The sequence below is a fragment of the Nitrosospira multiformis ATCC 25196 genome, from assembly GCF_000196355.1.
Lineage (GTDB): Bacteria > Pseudomonadota > Gammaproteobacteria > Burkholderiales > Nitrosomonadaceae > Nitrosospira > Nitrosospira multiformis.
Window position 1 is genome coordinate 528,867 of record NC_007614.1, and the last position, 19,034, is coordinate 547,900.

Sequence of the window (19,034 nt, forward strand, 5' to 3'; positions counted from 1 at the left end):
TGGATTTCGTTAAACCTTCAATATCCGTTCGCCGCGACCGATGCCGGATGCACCGGTGCGTACCGTTTCCAGAATGGTCGTGTGATTCATGGCTTGGATGAATGCATCGAGCTTGGAACCGGTACCCGTCAATTCGATCGTGTACGATTTGTCGGTGACATCGATGATGCGCCCGCGAAAAATATCGGCCATGCGCTTTATCTCTTCGCGATCCTGGTCAACCGCCCGTACCTTGATCAGCATCAGTTCGCGCTCGATGTGATTGCCCTCACTCAAGTCAACCACCTTGACCACTTCAATGAGCTTGTTCAGTTGCTTCGTGATCTGCTCGATCACGTCATCCGACCCGGTAGTGACCAGCGTCATGCGAGACAGGGTGGAATCTTCAGTAGCGGCGACCGTAAGCGATTCGATATTGTAGCCACGTGAGGAAAACAGGCCGGCGACGCGAGACAGGGCACCTGCTTCGTTTTCCATCAAAAGTGAAATGATATGCCGCATATTTGTTTTTATACCAGAATCATTTCAGACAGACCCTTGCCGCCCGGCACCATCGGGAATACGTTTTCGGTCTGGTCGGTGACGAAATCCATGAACACGAGCCTGTCCTTGAGCTTGAATGCTTCCTGCAAGGCGGCTTCGACATCGCCGGGCTGTTCGATCCGCATGCCGACATGGCCATAACTCTCCGCCAGCTTCACGAAATCGGGCAGCGCGTCCATGTAGGACTCCGCATAGCGGTTGCCATGGAAGAATTCCTGCCACTGCCGCACCATTCCCATATAGCGGTTATTCAGGTTGATGATCTTGAGCGGAAGGTGATATTGCTTGCAGGTCGACAGCTCCTGGATGCACATCTGGATGCTGGCTTCGCCGGTAATGCAGGCCACGTTCGCACCTGGATTAGCCATCTGGACACCCATCGCCGAAGGCAGGCCGAAACCCATCGTTCCAAGCCCTCCGGAATTGATCCATCGCCGCGGCAGGTCGAATTTGTAAAATTGCGCTGCCCACATCTGGTGCTGACCGACATCCGAGGTAATGAAGGCATCGCCATTCGTTACCTTGTAGAGCGTTTCCACCACCCTCTGCGGCTTGATGATCGCGCTTGTGCGGTCATACCTGAGACAGTCGCGCTCCCGCCATGAATCGATCTGGCTCCACCAGGCGTCAAGAGCGGTCTGATCGGGTTTTTCCTTGCGCAGTTCAAGCAGTTTTATGAGTTCATCCAGCACATCGGGGACATTGCCGACGATAGGAACGTCCACCTTGACACGCTTCGAAATGGAGGAAGGATCGATATCGATGTGAATGATCTTCCGGTCCGGATTATAGAAATGCTTCGGATTGCCGATGACACGATCATCGAAACGGGCACCTACAGCCACCAGCACGTCGCAATGCTGCATCGCCATGTTGGCCTCGTAAGTGCCATGCATGCCCAGCATGCCCACAAACTGGGGGTCCGTTGCCGGATAACCCCCCAGGCCCATCAACGTGTTGGTGCAGGGAAAGCGCAGCAGGCGGACGAGTTCCGTCAACCGGGTAGCGGCGTCGCTGAGGATGACTCCCCCGCCGGTGTAGATCATCGGACGCCTGGCTTCCAGGATCAGTTGAACGGCTTTTTTGATCTGGCCGGCGTGCCCCCGGATGTTCGGATTATAGGAGCGCATTGTGACACGCTCGGGATAAACGAATTTTGTTTTCTGCTGACTCACGTCCTTCGGGATGTCGACCAGCACCGGACCGGGACGCCCTGTCGAAGCGATATAGAACGCTTTCTTGATGGTGACGGCAAGCTCTGCGATATCCTTCACCAGAAAATTATGCTTCACGCAGGGACGCGTGATGCCTACGGTATCGACTTCCTGGAACGCGTCCAAGCCGATGGCATGGGTGGGGACCTGCCCGCTGATGATGACGAGGGGAATCGAATCCATATAGGCAGTGGCGATGCCGGTCACGGCGTTGGTCACACCCGGCCCGGAAGTGACCAGTGCCACCCCTACCTTGTTGCTGGAGCGGGCATAGCCGTCCGCGGCATGTACCGCGGCCTGTTCGTGCCGCACCAGGATATGCCTGACCTTATCCTGCTTGAACAATTCGTCATACAGGAACAGCACAGCGCCCCCGGGATAGCCGAAAATATGTTCTACCCCTTCCTCTTGTAAGCAACGCACCGTAATTTCGGCGCCCGTCAAATCCGCGCTCATGCTTTCCTGCGTTTCAAGATGTTGAATATCGGCAATATATGTTGGATTAAACATTAAACAGTAACGGTTAGGTGACTTTTGGTCAACAGTTCGAGTATGGAATCGACAGGTAGACAGGTATACGGGGCAATTTCAAATGCGCTAAAACCTTATCCGCCGCGTAATTCGCAAGCAGCTCAGGAATGACAGATCAGGAAGCCATGAATCAGAGCAGGGCGGGTCTCAAGACCCTGCTTCTGAAGAACATGCGCATACAATCGCCGTACCGGGCCATAAATGTCACGATACTTGACTCTGCGCTCCATGAAGGGATGAAAAGCTTAACTTTTACTATCCTTTTCATCCCCTTTTCGATATGGACATGAGGGCTTGATGCAATCCGCGTAAAGTGAAAGCGAGTGCTCGTGTATGGCAAATCCGCGTTCACGGGCAATTTTAATCTGACGCTTCTCGATTTCGGCGTCATAAAATTCTTCCACCCTGCCGCATTGCAGGCAGACCAGATGGTCATGATGGGCGTCGCTGGCAAGCTCAAACACTGCCTTGCCGCCTTCAAAATGGTGGCGCTCGAGCAACCCGGCCTGTTCAAACTGGGTCAGTACCCGGTAGACCGTGGCCAGACCGATATCATCGCCTTCGCTGATGAGCGTTCTGTAAACATCCTCCGCAGAGAGATGCCGGACAGGACTGCTTTCGAACAGACTCAGTATTCTAAGGCGCGGCAGCGTAGCCTTCAAGCCCATGGTCTTAAGATTGCTCGGATTACTCATAGTGCATCCAATCGTCAAGTTATTTGCTGTATCATATAACGTTAAGTTTGCTTTGGAAACCTACGTCGCCGCGATGCGCGCAAGAATTATCACGTTGGCTGTTTTGCTGCTCGCGGGGTGTTCATCGGTTCCTTCCTTGCTCTACAAGATAGAGATTCAGCAGGGTAATGTCATTACCCAGGAAATGGTGAACAAGCTGAAGCCGGGCATGACTCGTTCGCAAGTACGCTTTGCGTTGGGCTCGCCCATGATCAGCGATGCGTTTCATGAAAATCGCTGGGACTATCTGTATCGGTTTGAGCAGAGGGGAAAGCTGATCGAGCAGAGAAAGCTCACGATCTTTTTTGAAGACGATCATCTGGTGCGTATCGACGGTTCGTTCACTGCTCCCGTTGCCTTTCTTCAGTCTCAGCCTCAGGTGTCGGAGGCAGGTGCTGCGCCTGAATCAACCGTGTCGTCCGAGGCAGTCATGGAAAAGGGCGTCACTCCGGTCCCGGTGCAAGTTCCCGCCGGGGTGCCGTTTTCCGGGCCTCTTTCAGCACCTCCTTCGGCGCCCCTGTCGGCCGGCACTGAAACAATGGATACTGTGCCCATATTGCCCGCATTGCCCGCCTCACCCCCTCCTTCCCCGGAGGCGTCTCTCTCAGCCGGTTCGGGCGAAGTTTCTTCGAGTGCTGTTCCAGAGTCACCTTTGCCCGAGAAACCAGCGCCTAGGCAAGTGCCCTCCCAGGCGACGGATACCGGAATCATGGATGCGGATCAGCCAAAGGAATAGGACAATTTTGCAAGTCAGTTTATCAGACTATCAGACAAGGAATGTCGACATTGAATATTGCTGTGGCTGGAAGTTCCGGGCGCATGGGACGCGCCTTACTGGAGGCCGTTGAACGGGCTCCGGACATGCGCTTGAGCGCCGCTCTCGAGCGGAGCGGGAGTCCTTACCTTGGAAAGGACGCGGGAGAGTTGATCGGGTCGCCCTGCGGTATTGGGATAACCGATAACGTCGATACGGCGCTTGATGGAAGCCAAGTGCTGGTAGACTTTACCCGCCCGGACGGGACGCTGGTTCACGTTGACCGGTGCCGTGAGAAAAACATAAAAATGGTAATCGGCACAACCGGCTTTTCGCCCCGGCAGAAAGAAGCGCTCTGGATCGCCTCACGGGACATTGCCATCGTGCTGGCGCCTAATATGAGCGTGGGCGTGAATGTCACTCTGAAACTGCTGGAGACGGCGGCCAGGGTCCTGAATGAGGATTATGACATAGAAATTATCGAGGCCCATCATCGCCACAAGGTGGATGCTCCTTCCGGCACTGCGCTGCTGATGGGCGAGGTAGTGGCAAAAGCGCTGGGTAAAGAGCTTTCCGAGGTCGCCGTTTACAGTCGCGAGGGCCATACGGGTGAGCGGGAGGCAGGTTCCATCGGCTTTGCTACCGTTCGCGGCGGGGATATCGTAGGGGATCATACCGTCATGTTCGCAGGAACCGGCGAACGTATCGAAATTTCCCATAAGGCAAGCAGCCGCGCGACATTTGCCGAGGGTGCGTTGAGAGCTGCCCGCTTTCTCGCGGATAAACGGAACGGCATGTTCGACATGCAGGACGTCTTGGGACTCAGGCAGTAAGCGGCGGCCTCGGTGCTCGCATTCGTTCTCGCTTCCAGTGCATTTTCTTCCGAATCCTCCGATCCTCGGGAAGTACATTAGGGGATTGATCGCACGGATGCAGCGGCGAGGATCTGACGGAGATTTTCGATTTGTGAGAGGCGAATACGACAGCCCGGCTCGGGAAGGTCTCCATAGGAGCAGGTAGCTTGTTCCTCATTCCTTGTTCCCTTACTGCTCCATTCCCGCTTCGCGAGAGATTCACTGTGCTGCGCTGCCGGTTCATTGAAGCATTGTCCTTTTGGACGTATAATTTCCGTATTTGAAGCGGCGCAAAGGGAACCTCGCGCCGTTTCTGCCTTGTCCCAATTCCCAGGAGTCTTCCGTGCCACAACATTCGTATGCCGTCCTCGCGCTTGCTGACGGCACAGTTTTTCGCGGCATGTCCATCGGCGCGGAAGGCATCAGCACAGGGGAGGTGGTCTTCAACACCTCGATGACGGGATATCAGGAAATTCTCACGGATCCCTCCTACTGTCGCCAGATCGTTACCCTCACTTATCCCCATATAGGCAATACAGGCACCAATCCGGATGACGTGGAGTCCGGCAATATCGACCGGGTATATGCCGCCGGGTTGGTGATAAGAGATCTGCCGTTGGCTTCCAGCAACTGGCGCGAAACGCAGACGTTGCCAGAGTATCTCAGGCAGCAGGGGGTGGTCGCCATCGCCGACATCGATACCCGCAAGCTCACACGCATTCTGCGGGAAAAGGGCGCTCAGGCAGGCTGCATCATTGCGGGTCAGCCGGATGAAACGGAGGCGCTGAAGCTGGCCAGGGAATTTCCGGGTCTTGCCGGAATGGACCTGGCCAAAGTGGTAAGCTGCCTGCAGCCTTATGAGTGGAACGAAGGGGAATGGCGGCTGGGGCAGGGTTACCCGGTTCAATCTCATCCCCGTTTTCATGTTGCAGCGATGGATTTCGGAATAAAACGAAACATTCTGCGCAAGCTTGCACAGCGCGGCTGCCAAATCACCGTATTCCCCGCGCAGACAACCGCGGACGAGATTCTGGCATCGCAACCTGACGGAATATTCCTTTCGAATGGACCGGGTGATCCCGAGCCTTGCGACTACGCTATCGAGACAACCAGAAGACTGCTGGAAAAGGAAATACCGGTTTTCGGCGTGTGCATGGGTCACCAGTTGCTAGGGCTGGCAACAGGCGCCAGAACCATAAAAATGAAATTTGGCCATCACGGCGCCAACCATCCGGTTCAGGATCTGGGGACGGGAAAAGTGATCATAACCAGTCAGAATCACGGGTTTGCGGTGGATACGGCCACTTTGCCGGCAAATGCAAGAGTTACGCATTTATCTTTATTCGATGGCAGCTTGCAAGGATTTGAGTTGGCGGGAAAGCCTGTATTCTGCTTTCAGGGGCATCCCGAAGCGAGTCCGGGTCCGCATGACCTGGACTATCTGTTCGATAAATTTGCGGGATTGATGGAGAGAAAACGGACGAAAGCGATATGAAGCCGGAAAGCCATCCGCTCTTTCCCATTATCGTCCCTCCCACTTATGCCTAAACGTAACGACATCAAGTCCATCCTTATCATTGGCGCCGGTCCCATCATCATAGGCCAGGCGTGCGAGTTTGATTATTCAGGTGCCCAGGCGTGCAAAGCGCTGAGGGAAGAGGGTTACCGGACCATTCTGGTGAATTCCAATCCGGCAACGATCATGACGGATCCGGAAACGGCCGATGTGACCTACATCGAGCCTATCATCTGGCCGATGGTCGAAAAAATCATTGCCATCGAACGCCCGGATGCGCTCCTGCCCACCATGGGAGGGCAGACAGCATTGAACTGCGCGCTGGACCTGGCAAAGAACGGTGTACTGGACAAATACGGAGTCGAATTGATCGGCGCCTCGCGCGAAGCAATCGACAAGGCCGAGGATCGCGAAAAATTCAAGCAGGCCATGACCCGTATCGGCCTCGGTTCCGCGCGTTCCGCCATTGCCCATAGCCTGGAGGAAGCATTGCAGGTCCAGGCAATGGTGGGTTATCCCGCCATTATTCGCCCATCATTCACGCTGGGAGGGAGTGGCGGCGGTATCGCCTATAACCGCGAGGAGTTTCTCGAAATCTGCGAGCGCGGACTGGAAGCCTCTCCGACGAAGGAACTGCTGATCGAGGAATCGGTTATCGGCTGGAAAGAGTTCGAGATGGAAGTCATACGCGACAGGAACGACAACTGCATTATTGTCTGCGCCATCGAAAACGTCGATCCCATGGGGGTTCACACAGGCGACTCCATCACGGTTGCGCCCGCGCAAACGCTGACCGACAAGGAATATCAGATCATGCGCGATGCCTCCATAGCGGTCTTGCGCGAAATCGGGGTTGAAACTGGCGGTTCCAATGTGCAGTTTGCCATCAATCCGGAGGATGGGCGCATGCTCGTGATTGAAATGAATCCCCGGGTTTCACGCTCATCCGCACTGGCTTCAAAAGCCACCGGCTTTCCCATTGCCAAGGTGGCAGCCAAGCTTGCCGTAGGCTACACCCTGGACGAACTCAGGAACGATATTTCGGGCGGCGCAATGCCGGCATCTTTCGAGCCGTCCATAGATTACGTCGTCACCAAGATACCGCGCTTTGCTTTCGAAAAATTTCCCCAGGCCAACGCTCGCCTCACCACCCAGATGAAATCGGTAGGGGAAGTCATGGCCATCGGACGGACATTTCAGGAATCTCTGCAGAAAGCGTTGCGCGGACTGGAAATCGGGGTTGATGGACTGGATGAGAAAACGACCGATATTGAAACTGTCGCGGCCGAACTCGCATATCCTGGTCCCGAACGAATCTGGTATGTCGCGGACGCCTTTCGCTGCGGCATGGCATTTGATGAGATACATGCGCACACCCACATCGATCCCTGGTTTCTGACGCAGATAGAAGATTTGATACGGCAGGAACGGTCGATTACGGGAACGCCGCTGGAGGCGCTTGATTTTTCCACGTTCCGCAAGCTGAAACGCAGCGGCTTTTCCGACCGGCGGCTTGCCCGGCTGATGAGCGTGACACCCGAGGCAGTCCGCTCAAGACGTCATCAGCTCGATCTTCGTCCGGTTTACAAGCGTGTCGATACCTGCGCGGCCGAATTCGCGACATATACGGCTTACATGTATTCCACTTACGAAGAAGAATGCGAGGCGCTGCCAAGCGATAATAAGAAAATCATGGTGCTCGGCGGGGGACCCAACCGCATAGGCCAGGGTATCGAGTTCGACTACTGCTGTGTCCACGCCGCCCTGGCTTTGCGCGAGGATGGTTTCGAGACCATCATGGTCAACTGCAACCCTGAAACGGTTTCGACCGATTACGATACGTCCGACCGCCTTTATTTCGAACCCTTGACACTGGAGGACGTGCTCGAAATAGTAGCCGTCGAGAAGCCTGCAGGCGTCATCGTGCAATTCGGGGGCCAGACTCCGCTGAAACTTGCGCGCGATCTCGAGGCGAATGGCGTGCCGATCATCGGCACCAGTCCGGACATGATCGATTGCGCCGAGGATAGGGAACGTTTTCAGAAAATGCTGCACCAGCTTGGGCTGAAACAGCCGCCCAACCGTACTGCGCGCACGGCGGAGGAGGCATTCGCTGCGGCGGAAGAGATCGGTTATCCGCTGGTGGTACGCCCGAGCTATGTATTGGGCGGGCGGGCCATGGAAATCGTCCATGAGCAGACGCACCTGGAGCGTTACATGAAAGAGGCGGTAAAGGTCTCGCACGATTCCCCGGTGCTGCTGGATCATTTTCTGAACGATGCGGTGGAAGTGGACGTGGATGCGGTTTCGGACGGAGAGAACGTCCTGATCGGGGGCATCATGGAGCACATCGAACAGGCAGGCGTGCATTCGGGCGACTCCGCCTGTTCGCTGCCTCCCTACAGCTTATCTGCCCGGCTGCAGGACGAGTTGCGCCGCCAGACGGCGGCAATGGCGCGCGCGCTCAACGTGGTGGGGCTGATGAACGTGCAATTCGCCATCCAGAACGATATCGTCTACGTACTGGAAGTCAATCCAAGAGCGTCCCGGACCGTGCCGTTCGTCTCCAAGGCTACCGGCATCCCCTTGGCAAAAATATCCGCCCGTTGCATGACAGGGGTGAGCCTGGTTCATCAGGACAGGGTTCGTGAGGTAATTCCGGACTACTATTCAGTCAAGGAGGCTGTCTTCCCTTTTATCAAGTTTCCCGGCGTGGACACCATACTCGGGCCCGAAATGAAATCGACCGGTGAAGTGATGGGAGTAGGGCAGACATTTGCAGAAGCCTTCGTCAAGTCCCAGTTGGCAGCGGGAGTGAAACTTCCGCGGAGCGGGAAGGTCTTCATAAGCGTACGCCAGGCGGACAAACCGCGCGTGGTTGAAATCGCCCGCAATCTTGCTCAGCTAGGGTTTACGCTTTATGCTACCCGTGGCACCGCCGCGGTTCTGAGTGCGGCAGGGCTGTCCGTGACGCCGGTAAACAAGATGTCGGAAGGACGTCCCCATATCGTAGACATGATCAAGAACGGGGAGATGGACCTGATCATCAATACAGTGGAAGACAAGCGGAGCGTCCATGACTCCTACTCGATTCGGCATGCGGTACTGCAAGCGCGGGTAACATACTATACTACGTTAGCCGGGGCGCGGGCCGCCTGCGTAGGCATGGCAAACATGCAGGAATTGCATGCCTACGGGTTGCAGCAACTCCACGAATCGCGGGAGGCAGCCTCTCTGAACCCCGCTTCCTGAAGCGAGAACTTTGAACTTAAATTTTGAATTGCCCAAGGAGGCCGTGCTCCGGTATAGCAATATCGAACAACAGGCACACCGATCCAAAACAGGTAGCAGAAGAGACTATGAGTACAATTCCCTTGACAGTGACAGGCGCGGGAAAACTGCGCGCCGAATTGCATGAGATGAAAACGGTTCAGCGACCCGCCGTGATTGCGGCCATTGCGGAAGCTCGATCCCATGGTGATCTTTCCGAAAACGCCGAATACGAGGCGGCCAAGGAACGTCAGGGTTTTATCGAAGGACGTATTGCTGAACTTGAGAGCAAGCTCTCCAATGCCCAGATCATCGATCCTGCGACGCTGGATGCGGATGGAGCTTGCGTATTCGGTGCAACCATCGATCTGGAGGATGTCGAATCTGCCACAACCGTTACTTATCAGATTGTCGGGGATGATGAGGCGGATATCAAGGAGGGAAAGATTTCCATCAGTTCCCCTATCTCTCGCGCTCTGATAGGCAAATATCCGGGGGATGTGGCTGAGGTGATGGCGCCGGGCGGGGTGCGGGAGTATGAAATTCTCGACGTGAGATACATTTGAGGAGGTTCCCAGGCGCGGGAACCGGGAACTCCTGCTCTTTTTCACGTTGAATAGCTTGAATTATATAGGTCCTGTCCGAATGTGTTCTCGGCGGGATGCGTTCCTCCCGGATTCGGATATGGGAATCCATATTAGCCCACGATCGGAGCAGCCAAGGCCAATGAGCACTTCGACTGCTTCATTGCCAGTGGCCCCATCCCCGGTTTGCTTCAGCTGTTCGTTTTTTCGGGTTCAGGACGGTAAATCACCAGCATCTTGCCGATGTGCTGCACGGGCGCAGCGTTGAGGCGCCCGCAGATTTTCTCCAGTAACGCGTTTCGTATTTCCCAGTCGGCGCTCGCCACTTTGATTTTGATCAGTTCGTGGCTTTTAAGTCGCTGATCCAGTTCGTTCACCACATTGTCCGATAAACCCGCTGCCCCTATCCAGACGACCGGCTTGAGGGCATGTGCGCGCGCCTTGAGCCCGCGTCTGAAATCTGGAGTAAGTGCTAACATATCTTCTTTCACGACGATCATTTTACGCGATGAAGCGAACCAAAACCAGCAAGGCCTGGATGAAGGAGCATGTGAATGACTTTTTTGTCAGGCAGGCAAAAAAGGAAGGCTACCGCTCACGCGCGGCCTATAAGCTGATGGAGATCGCCGAACGCGATCACTTGTTCAAGCCGGGCATGACGGTAGTAGATCTTGGCGCTGCTCCCGGCGGGTGGTCGCAGGTAGCAGCGGAGAAGCTCAAGGGCAAGGGTAGAGCGGTTGCCTTGGATATCCTGGAAATGGCGCCCATATCCGGCGTAACCTTCATTCAGGGAGATTTCCGCGAAGCGTCTGTCCTGGCCGAATTGAAGGAACAATTGAAGGATTTGCCCGTTGACCTTGTAATTTGCGATATGTCACCTAATATAACGGGCATACGGGTAATTGATCAAACGCGGGGCATGCACCTGGCGGAGCTGGCTCTCGAGTTTTGTACCGAGCAGTTGAACTCTGGCGGCAACTTCCTCGTCAAAGTATTTCAAGGTTCTGGTTTTGACGAGTTTTTTCGCGCGATGCGCGCTACATTCCATCGGGTGGTAACACGTAAACCCTTGGCATCACGGGGTCGGAGCAGTGAAATCTATTTGCTGGGGCTGGGAAAGCGGGATTAGACATTGCGGGTTCGCATGCCAATACAGTGAATATAGGGCTGGGAGGCTGCAGATCTCCACGCGAACCGGGAGGCTGGTAGCAGGGATAACGGCTATTCTAAATCTAGAAATGGGTTTAGAATGAAACATTCGAGTATTTTGACGGCGCAAGCCAAGGAGCTACTTTGAACAATCTCATTAAAAACATGGCCATCTGGCTGGTGATTGCTCTTGTGCTGATGACGGTGTTCAATCAGTTCAGTACACGGCAGTCGGGGCAGGCACCGATGGAATATTCCCAGTTCATCGACGAGGTGAAGCAGGGCAGGATCGCCAAAGTAACTATAGAAGGCCGCACGCTGAAGGGTACCAAAACCGATGGCAGACGTTTTACGACGTACACGCCCTCGGACCCATGGATGGTGAGCGACCTGCTTAAGGCAGGCGTCATCATAGATGCCAAGCCGGAGGAAGAACCTTCCCTCCTGATGAATATCTTCGTTTCCTGGTTCCCCATGCTTCTGCTGATCGGGGTATGGATTTTCTTCATGCGGCAGATGCAGGGGGGGGGTCGGGGCGGCGGCGCCTTTTCGTTCGGGAAAAGCAAGGCGCGCATGCTCGACGAATCCACTAACCAGGTGACGTTTGCCGATGTTGCAGGTTGTGAAGAAGCCAAGGAGGAGGTTTCCGAACTGGTGGAATTCCTGCGCGATCCCAGCAAGTTCCAGAAACTGGGAGGACGTATCCCGCGCGGCGTGTTGATGGTGGGAAATCCGGGTACGGGTAAGACGCTCCTGGCGCGTGCTATTGCCGGTGAAGCCAAGGTACCCTTCTTCAGTATCTCCGGCTCCGATTTTGTGGAAATGTTTGTGGGGGTAGGTGCAGCCAGAGTGCGCGATATGTTCGAGCAAGCGAAGAAGCATGCTCCCTGCATTATTTTCATCGACGAGATCGACGCGGTCGGGCGTCAGCGTGGCGCGGGTCTCGGTGGTGGAAACGATGAACGCGAACAGACGCTCAATCAGTTGCTGGTGGAAATGGATGGTTTCGAAGGCACTGCGGGTGTGATTGTCATCGCAGCTACCAACCGTCCGGATGTGCTCGACCCTGCGCTGTTGCGTCCCGGCCGTTTCGACCGGCAGGTGACGGTGCCGCTCCCCGATATCCGTGGCCGTGAGCAGATATTGCATGTCCATATGCGCAAAGTGCCGATCGCGCCCGATGTGCATGCCGAAACCCTCGCCCGCGGAACCCCGGGGATGTCCGGAGCCGACCTCGCCAATCTGGTGAATGAGGCGGCCCTGTTTGCTGCGCGCAGCAACAAGCGGCTCGTCGACATGGAGGATTTCGAGCGGGCCAAGGACAAGATCTTCATGGGTGCAGAACGCAAATCCGTTCTGATGCCGGAGCGTGAGCGGCGCAACACTGCCTATCATGAATCCGGGCACGCGGTGGTTGCCCAATTGCTACCCAAGACCGATCCGGTGCACAAGGTTTCCATTATCCCGCGGGGGCGGGCACTGGGTGTGACCATGCAACTGCCGACCGAAGACCGTTTCAGTATGGACCGTGAGGAAATCCTGCAGAATATTGCGGTTCTGTTCGGGGGGCGTATCGCGGAGGAAGTCTTCATGGGCCAGATGACGACTGGCGCATCCAATGATTTCGAGCGTGCGACAGAGATGGCGAGACGCATGGTCACCCAATGGGGCATGTCTGATTCGCTTGGCCCGATGGTTTATGGCGAGAACGAGGGAGAAGTGTTTCTGGGCCGTTCCGTCACAACCCACAAGAATGTCAGTGAAGCGACCATGCAGAAGGTGGATATAGAAATTCGCCGCATCATCGACACGCAGTACAGCCTGGCGCGCAAGCTGATCGAAGAAAACCGCGACAAGATCGAGGTTATGGCCAAAGCGTTGCTGGAATGGGAAACCATAGACGCGGAGCAAATCGGCGATATCATGGAAGGCCGTACGCCCCGGCCTCCCAAGCCAAGCAGGACTGCTCCAACGCCGCCCAAGGATAATGCGCCCCCCGCGGCCCCGGCGCCTACAGCGACACCCGCGCAGGAAGCTTAGGCAAGGAAGTTACTGTTGAACAGTAAACAATGAAAAAGGCGGGTTCGTCCCGTCTTTTTCATCCGTCTTTTTTGTCCTGTCTTTTTCATTCCATCTTTTTCATCCCGCCTTTTTCCGGTTCATAGAAAAGAAAATTCCTCCGTAATGGGTGAATCCCGGTGTCACCATCTTCTATTCCGCCTGTAGAAATTTTCAGGCTCTCTCATCGCCCTCTTGTGATGGGCGTTGTCAATATAACTCCTGACTCCTTTTCGGATGGCGGCTTGTTCGCTTCAACCGACCATGCCTTGAACCATGCTTTCCATTTGATGGAAGAAGGGGCGGATCTGCTGGACGTCGGCGGTGAATCAACGCGCCCTGGCAGCACCCCGGTTTTTGTCGAAGAGGAATTACGTCGGATTCTCCCGGTAGTGGAAGAACTGGCAAATCAGAATGTGCGGGTTTCGGTCGACACTTCCAAACCCGAAGTCATGCGCGCTGCCATCGCCGCGGGGGCCGTGATGATTAACGATGTGAGGGCACTCCAGATGCCGGGTGCGCTGGAGGCGGTCGCAGAAGGAGGTGTGATGGCTTGCCTCATGCATATGCAGGGTGAACCCGCTAATATGCAGGTCAATCCCCAATATGATGATGTAGTGCAGGATGTCAAGGTTTTTCTGAAGCGGCGGGTGGAGGCTGCCCAAGCCGCAGGTATTCCGCGGGAGCGGCTGGTAGTCGATCCGGGCTTTGGTTTTGGTAAAAACCAGGTTCATAATATCGAGCTATTACGGCATCTCGATCAGTTTATCGATCTTGGAGTACCGGTACTGGTAGGTCTCTCGCGCAAATCGATGCTGGGAAAAATCACGGGCAGTGACATAAATAACCGGATTCATGCCAGCATAGCGGCAGCGCTGATCGCGGCTATGAAGGGTGCGGCCATCCTCCGTGTGCATGACGTCCGGGCAACCCGGGATGCGCTCGCTGTTTACAATGCGGTTTACGACCGGGGCTCTGCACGGGAGAATGCATCATCGCTCACTTCACGGTGGAAACCCTCAGTTGAATTCAATTCATTTCGATAAACAATGGTTTTCTTCCAATGACAAGAAAATATTTTGGAACTGACGGCATACGCGGACGCGTAGGTGAAGCGCCTATCACGCCCGAATTCGTGATACATCTGGGTTATTCTGCGGGCAAGGTTCTGACCTCCTCGGATTGGCATCTTTCAAAAGGAGAGCGCCCGGCAGTATTGATCGGCAAGGATACACGCATATCAGGCTATATGCTGGAATCAGCCTTGCAGGCGGGGCTTTCCGCAGCCGGAGTGGATGTTCTGCTTTCGGGGCCTATGCCCACTCCTGCGGTTGCCTATCTCACCCGGGCCCTGCGTTTGCAGGCGGGCATCGTCATTTCGGCTTCCCACAATCCTTTCGAGGATAACGGCATCAAGTTTTTTTCTGCCCTCGGCGCCAAATTACCCGATGCGACCGAACAGGAGATTGAAGCGGGATTGAATGCGCCTCTCAAGGCAATGCCGTCGGCGCAGCTCGGAAAAGCGCGGCGCGTTAATGACGCCAGAGGACGCTATATCGAGTTCTGCAAAAGCACTTTTCCAAATCACCTCGATCTGCGGGGACTGCGGGTCGTGGTCGATTGCGCCCATGGCGCCACTTATCAGATTGCCGGTCCCGTATTGCACGAATTGGGCGCCGAAGTAGTTGCGATTGGAATCCATCCCGATGGTCTCAATATCAATCACGAGTGTGGGGCAACGCATGGAGCGGCCCTGCAGGAAGCTGTCCGGCACCATCGGGCAGATATCGGAGTGGCATTGGATGGGGATGGTGATCGCGTAATCATGACCGATGGCGAGGGCATGCTTTACGACGGCGACCAGTTGATCTACCTCGTCGCGAAACATCGAAAACAAAACGGGCTGCTCAAGGGGGGGGTGGCGGGGACGCTCATGACGAATCTGGCGATTGAAAACGGGTTAAAGAAACTGGATATTCCTTTTGCGCGCGCGAATGTCGGCGATCGCTATGTGCTGGAACTGCTGCAGATAAAAAACTGGCAGCTGGGCGGCGAAGGTTCCGGCCATATTATCTGCCTCGACAAACATACTACCGGTGACGGAATCATTTCGGCACTACAGGTACTCTACGCGATGCGTGATTCCGGCAAGACCTTGACCGAGCTCGCATCAGACGTGACGCTCTATCCGCAACAACTCATCAATGTCAGGGTACCCAAGGGATTTGATGCGCACAACAGTCTTGCCATCAAAACCGCTCAAGCAGAGGCCGAACGCGATCTCGATACTACGGGCCGGGTGCTTCTGCGTGCTTCGGGTACGGAACCCTTGATAAGAGTAATGGTAGAGGGCGAGTCCGGGCAGAAAGTCAAGCACTGGGCGGAGAAAATAGCGGAAGTTGTGCGAAATGCGGCGGCAGGCGAGAGATCGGTTGAAAAGGCGCTGCCGAACTGAATCAAAGGACATCTTGCTCCCTCTTCCCCCCGCCAAAGTTTTTGTCTGCCAGTTCTTTTTGGGAAAACTGATTCATGGAGGAATACACCTTATATGCTCTGGTTGCGCTGGCCACAGGATGTCACAAAAACGCAATAATCATGCCCTAGCATGGCAGCTGAAAAAAGCGTGGTCTGTTTAATTGAACGGGGAATGAAATGTTGAAATCATTGAATCGGATGGGACTGACGCGGGCGGCGGTGCTGGGCGCAGTGTTCGGTGCCACCAATATAGGTATGATTGCCGGTGCGAATGCCGGGGGCTTGGTTAAGATAGATGGCTCAAGCACCGTTTTTCCCATTACCGAGGCGGTAGCGGAAGATTTTCAGAATGCGAAGAAAGGGGCGGTAAGAGTAACCGTCGGTATCTCTGGTACCGGGGGAGGTTTCAAAAAATTCTGCCGTGGCGAAACGGACATCGTGAATGCTTCCCGCCCCATTCTGCAGAAGGAAATGGAGGAATGCAAAAAATCCGGTATCCAGTACGTTGAAATGCCGGTAGCATTCGATGCATTGACGGTGGTGATCAATCCCAAGAATGACTGGGCAAATACGCTCACCGTGGCTGAGTTGAAGAAGATCTGGGAACCCGAGGCACAAGGTAAAATCACCAAATGGAACCAGGCGAATCCGGCATGGCCCGATGAAAAACTGAAGCTCTATGGAGCGGGTGCCGATTCGGGTACTTTCGACTACTTTACCGAAGCGATCGTAGGCAAAACCAAATCCAGCCGAGGAGATTTCACTGCTTCCGAAGATGACAACGTATTGGTGCAAGGGGTCGCCAGCGACAAGAATGCGCTGGGTTTTTTCGGTTTTGCCTACTATGTTGAAAACCAGAAAAAGCTCAAAGCGGTGGCCATCGATTCGGGAAAGGGCCCTGTGCTCCCCTCTGAAAAAACAGTGGAAGATGGCAGTTATCAGCCTTTGTCCCGTCCGATTTTCATTTACGTGAATATCAAATCAGCGGAAAAACCAGAGGTCAGGGAACTGGTTGAGTTTTACATGAAAAATGCGCCGACGTTGGTGAAAGAAGTCAAATTTTTTCCGCTGCCCCCGCAAGCCTATAGCACCAACCTTGAACATCTCAATAAAAAGAAGGTGGGAACCGTATTTGGCGGACGAACAGAAACGGGTGTAAGGGTAGAAGAATTGCTCGAGCGCGAAGCGAGCTTATAGCAGCAGGTCCAGCCACGGACTCTTGATTCGGGGTTCCCGTTTTGCCCCAAGCACCCGGGAGTTGCGCGGATGATGCCCTGTCCGCGCATTCCTTTTTCCGTTCGCCTTGAATTCTTCGCAAAATCCTCTTTAACTCTGGCGCGACCGCTTTTCCGGCACCTCGCCGTCCCACCCCCGTGCCGCTGAATCCTGTAAAATCAGGGTTTTTAGTCAGTCTTACTTATCAAAGGGAGAAGCCGTGGCTGTAGTTCGTTTGCCGGATGGTTCGGAGCGCGTGTATGAGCATTCTGTAACGGTGGGTGAAGTTGCAGCTTCGATAGGCGCCGGGCTGGCTCGCGCTGCGCTTGCAGGCAAGGTGAACGGCAAACTGGTTGACCTTTCCGCTCGTATCGAAAATGACAGCGACGTAGCCATCATCACGGAAAAGGATGCGGAAGGGCTCGAGATCATCCGGCATTCCAGCGCCCATTTGCTGGCGCATGCGGTGAAAGAATTGTTTCCGGAAGCGCAGGTCACGATTGGACCGGTAATCGAGGACGGATTTTATTACGATTTTTCCTATAAGCGACCCTTTACCCCCGAAGATCTGGCGGCAATCGAGAAACGCATGGCTGAAATCAGCACGCGCAACCTGAAGGTCGAGCGCCAGGTTTGGGATCGATCCGAGGCAATCAATTTTTTCAAGAACCAGGGCGAACACTATAAGGCGCAGATCATCGAAGCCATTCCCGGCGATGAGGACGTTTCCCTGTATTCTCAGGGAAATTTTACCGATTTATGCCGCGGTCCCCACGTCCCGGCCACATCCCGTCTGAAGGTTTTCAAGCTGATGAAGCTTGCAGGCGCCTATTGGCGTGGGGATTCGCATAACGAAATGCTGCAGCGGATCTATGGCACCGCATGGACCAATAAAGACGATCAGAACGCCTATCTGCGCCGTCTTGAAGAGGCGGAGAAACGCGATCACCGCAAGCTCGGCAAGCAACTGGGTCTGTTTCACCTTCAGGAAGAAGCGCCTGGAATGGTGTTCTGGCACCCGAAGGGATGGGTCGTCTGGCAGCAGGTCGAACAGTACATGCGGGACATCTTTCGTAATAACGGCTATCTCGAAATCCGCACGCCCTCCGTACTGGACAAGGGTTTGTGGGAGCGTTCCGGACACTGGGAAAACTTCCGCGAGAACATGTTCGTGACGCAGGCCGAAGATCGGGAATTTTCCGTCAAGCCGATGAATTGTCCGGGGCATGTGCAGGTGTTCAAGCAGGGGCTGAAAAGTTATCGCGACCTGCCGCTCCGGCTCGCGGAATTCGGTTCCTGTCACCGTAACGAGCCCTCCGGAGCGCTGCACGGGATCATGCGGGTGCGAGCGTTCACTCAGGACGACGCTCACATTTTCTGCACTGAGTCCCAGGTGCAAGATGAGGCCGTCCAGTTTATCGATCTGTTGCAGAAGGTTTACAACGATTTTGGCTTTAATGACATCCTGGTGAAACTTTCCACCCGTCCCGCAAAGCGCGTAGGCTCCGAAGAGCAGTGGGACAAGGCGGAAGAGGCGCTGCGATCCGCGCTGAATCACAAAAACCTCATCTGGGAACTGCAACCGGGTGAAGGTGCGTTCTACGGACCAAAAATAGAGTTTTCGCTCAAGGATAGTATCGGTCGCATCTGGCAGTGCGGCACCTTGCAACTGGATTTTTCCATGCCGGAACGCCTCGGCGCAGAGTTTGTGGCCGAGGATAACTCCCGGCAGATACCGGTAATGCTTCACCGCGCAATCCTCGGCTCCCTGGAACGTTTTATCGGCATTCTTATCGAAAATCATGCGGGAGCACTGCCGCTATGGTTGTCCCCGGACCATGCGGTCGTGCTGAATATCTCGGAAGGGCAGGCCGATTATGCCCGAGAAGTGACCGAAGAACTCAGAAGAGCGGGAATTCGAGCGTATGCGGACTTGAGAAATGAAAAAATAACTTATAAAATACGGGAGCATAGTCTGCAAAAACTGCCCTATCAAATCATCGTGGGTGATAAGGAAGTGGCAGCCCAGAGAGTGGCTGTACGTACCCGCAGTGGCTCTGACCTTGGTCAGATGACATTGCCGGCATTGGTGGACCGGCTTAAGGAAGAGATTCGCACCCGGGCGGGGGCGGCCTGA

General features: G+C 54.9%; 15 protein-coding genes. 11 read left to right on the top strand and 4 right to left on the bottom strand.

The features are described 5' to 3' along the window. Positions 1–9: 9 nt before the first annotated feature. The 3 genes from ilvN to fur all read right to left on the bottom strand — a co-directional run bounded on the left by ilvN (position 10) and on the right by fur (position 2,983). On the bottom strand, positions 10–501 hold the full coding sequence (gene ilvN / locus NMUL_RS02470; protein WP_011379835.1) for an acetolactate synthase small subunit: 492 nt from the start codon (positions 499–501) through the stop codon (positions 10–12). A gap of 8 nt (positions 502–509) precedes the next feature. Beyond that, positions 510–2,267, bottom strand: a complete 1,758-nt coding sequence (locus tag NMUL_RS02475) for an acetolactate synthase 3 catalytic subunit (protein WP_011379836.1) — start codon at positions 2,265–2,267, stop codon at positions 510–512. Positions 2,268–2,533: 266 nt separating this feature from the next. Then, positions 2,534–2,983 carry a ferric iron uptake transcriptional regulator gene (fur, locus tag NMUL_RS02480; protein WP_011379837.1) on the bottom strand — a complete coding sequence of 150 codons (450 nt, stop codon included), beginning with the start codon at positions 2,981–2,983 and terminating at the stop codon, positions 2,534–2,536. A 52-nt stretch (positions 2,984–3,035) separates the two neighbouring features. On the opposite strand from fur, the gene NMUL_RS15165 reads away from it, so the two are divergent. From NMUL_RS15165 to greA, 5 genes are all read left to right on the top strand, one after another. Then, the gene (locus tag NMUL_RS15165; RefSeq protein WP_238529852.1) at positions 3,036–3,758 is read left to right on the top strand and encodes an outer membrane protein assembly factor BamE; all 723 of its coding nucleotides are present in this window, start codon (positions 3,036–3,038) and stop codon (positions 3,756–3,758) included. Positions 3,759–3,799: 41 nt separating this feature from the next. Continuing rightward, positions 3,800–4,609: a 4-hydroxy-tetrahydrodipicolinate reductase gene (gene dapB / locus NMUL_RS02490; protein ID WP_011379839.1), complete on the top strand. Its 810-nt coding sequence runs from the start codon at positions 3,800–3,802 to the stop codon at positions 4,607–4,609. A gap of 364 nt (positions 4,610–4,973) precedes the next feature. Then, entirely contained in the window at positions 4,974–6,125 is a 1,152-nt protein-coding gene (gene carA, locus NMUL_RS02495) for a glutamine-hydrolyzing carbamoyl-phosphate synthase small subunit (RefSeq protein WP_011379840.1), read from the top strand. Positions 6,126–6,170: 45 nt separating this feature from the next. Then, on the top strand, positions 6,171–9,398 hold the full coding sequence (gene carB, locus NMUL_RS02500; RefSeq protein ID WP_011379841.1) for a carbamoyl-phosphate synthase large subunit: 3,228 nt from the start codon (positions 6,171–6,173) through the stop codon (positions 9,396–9,398). Positions 9,399–9,505: 107 nt separating this feature from the next. Further along, positions 9,506–9,982, top strand: coding sequence for a transcription elongation factor GreA (greA, locus tag NMUL_RS02505; RefSeq protein WP_011379842.1), 477 nt, complete (start codon positions 9,506–9,508; stop codon positions 9,980–9,982). Between the two features lie 209 nt (positions 9,983–10,191). Here greA and yhbY read toward each other — a convergent pair whose 3' ends face one another. Further along, positions 10,192–10,479 (bottom strand): ribosome assembly RNA-binding protein YhbY, encoded by a 288-nt coding sequence (yhbY, locus tag NMUL_RS02510; protein ID WP_011379843.1) that lies wholly within the window; start codon positions 10,477–10,479, stop codon positions 10,192–10,194. 29 nt (positions 10,480–10,508) lie between these two features. Between yhbY and rlmE the strand changes: the two genes are divergently transcribed. The 6 genes from rlmE (at position 10,509) to thrS (ending at position 19,034) form a co-directional block, all read left to right on the top strand. Continuing rightward, positions 10,509–11,129: a 23S rRNA (uridine(2552)-2'-O)-methyltransferase RlmE gene (rlmE, locus tag NMUL_RS02515; protein WP_011379844.1), complete on the top strand. Its 621-nt coding sequence runs from the start codon at positions 10,509–10,511 to the stop codon at positions 11,127–11,129. Between the two features lie 164 nt (positions 11,130–11,293). After that, positions 11,294–13,189 (top strand): ATP-dependent zinc metalloprotease FtsH, encoded by a 1,896-nt coding sequence (gene ftsH, locus NMUL_RS02520; protein WP_011379845.1) that lies wholly within the window; start codon positions 11,294–11,296, stop codon positions 13,187–13,189. 218 nt (positions 13,190–13,407) lie between these two features. Then, positions 13,408–14,253 carry a dihydropteroate synthase gene (folP, locus tag NMUL_RS02525; protein WP_080557661.1) on the top strand — a complete coding sequence of 282 codons (846 nt, stop codon included), beginning with the start codon at positions 13,408–13,410 and terminating at the stop codon, positions 14,251–14,253. Positions 14,254–14,270: 17 nt separating this feature from the next. After that, positions 14,271–15,662: a phosphoglucosamine mutase gene (gene glmM / locus NMUL_RS02530; protein ID WP_011379847.1), complete on the top strand. Its 1,392-nt coding sequence runs from the start codon at positions 14,271–14,273 to the stop codon at positions 15,660–15,662. 197 nt (positions 15,663–15,859) lie between these two features. Further along, positions 15,860–16,879, top strand: coding sequence for a PstS family phosphate ABC transporter substrate-binding protein (locus NMUL_RS02535; RefSeq protein WP_011379848.1), 1,020 nt, complete (start codon positions 15,860–15,862; stop codon positions 16,877–16,879). A gap of 238 nt (positions 16,880–17,117) precedes the next feature. Further along, positions 17,118–19,034, top strand: coding sequence for a threonine--tRNA ligase (gene thrS / locus NMUL_RS02540; protein WP_011379849.1), 1,917 nt, complete (start codon positions 17,118–17,120; stop codon positions 19,032–19,034).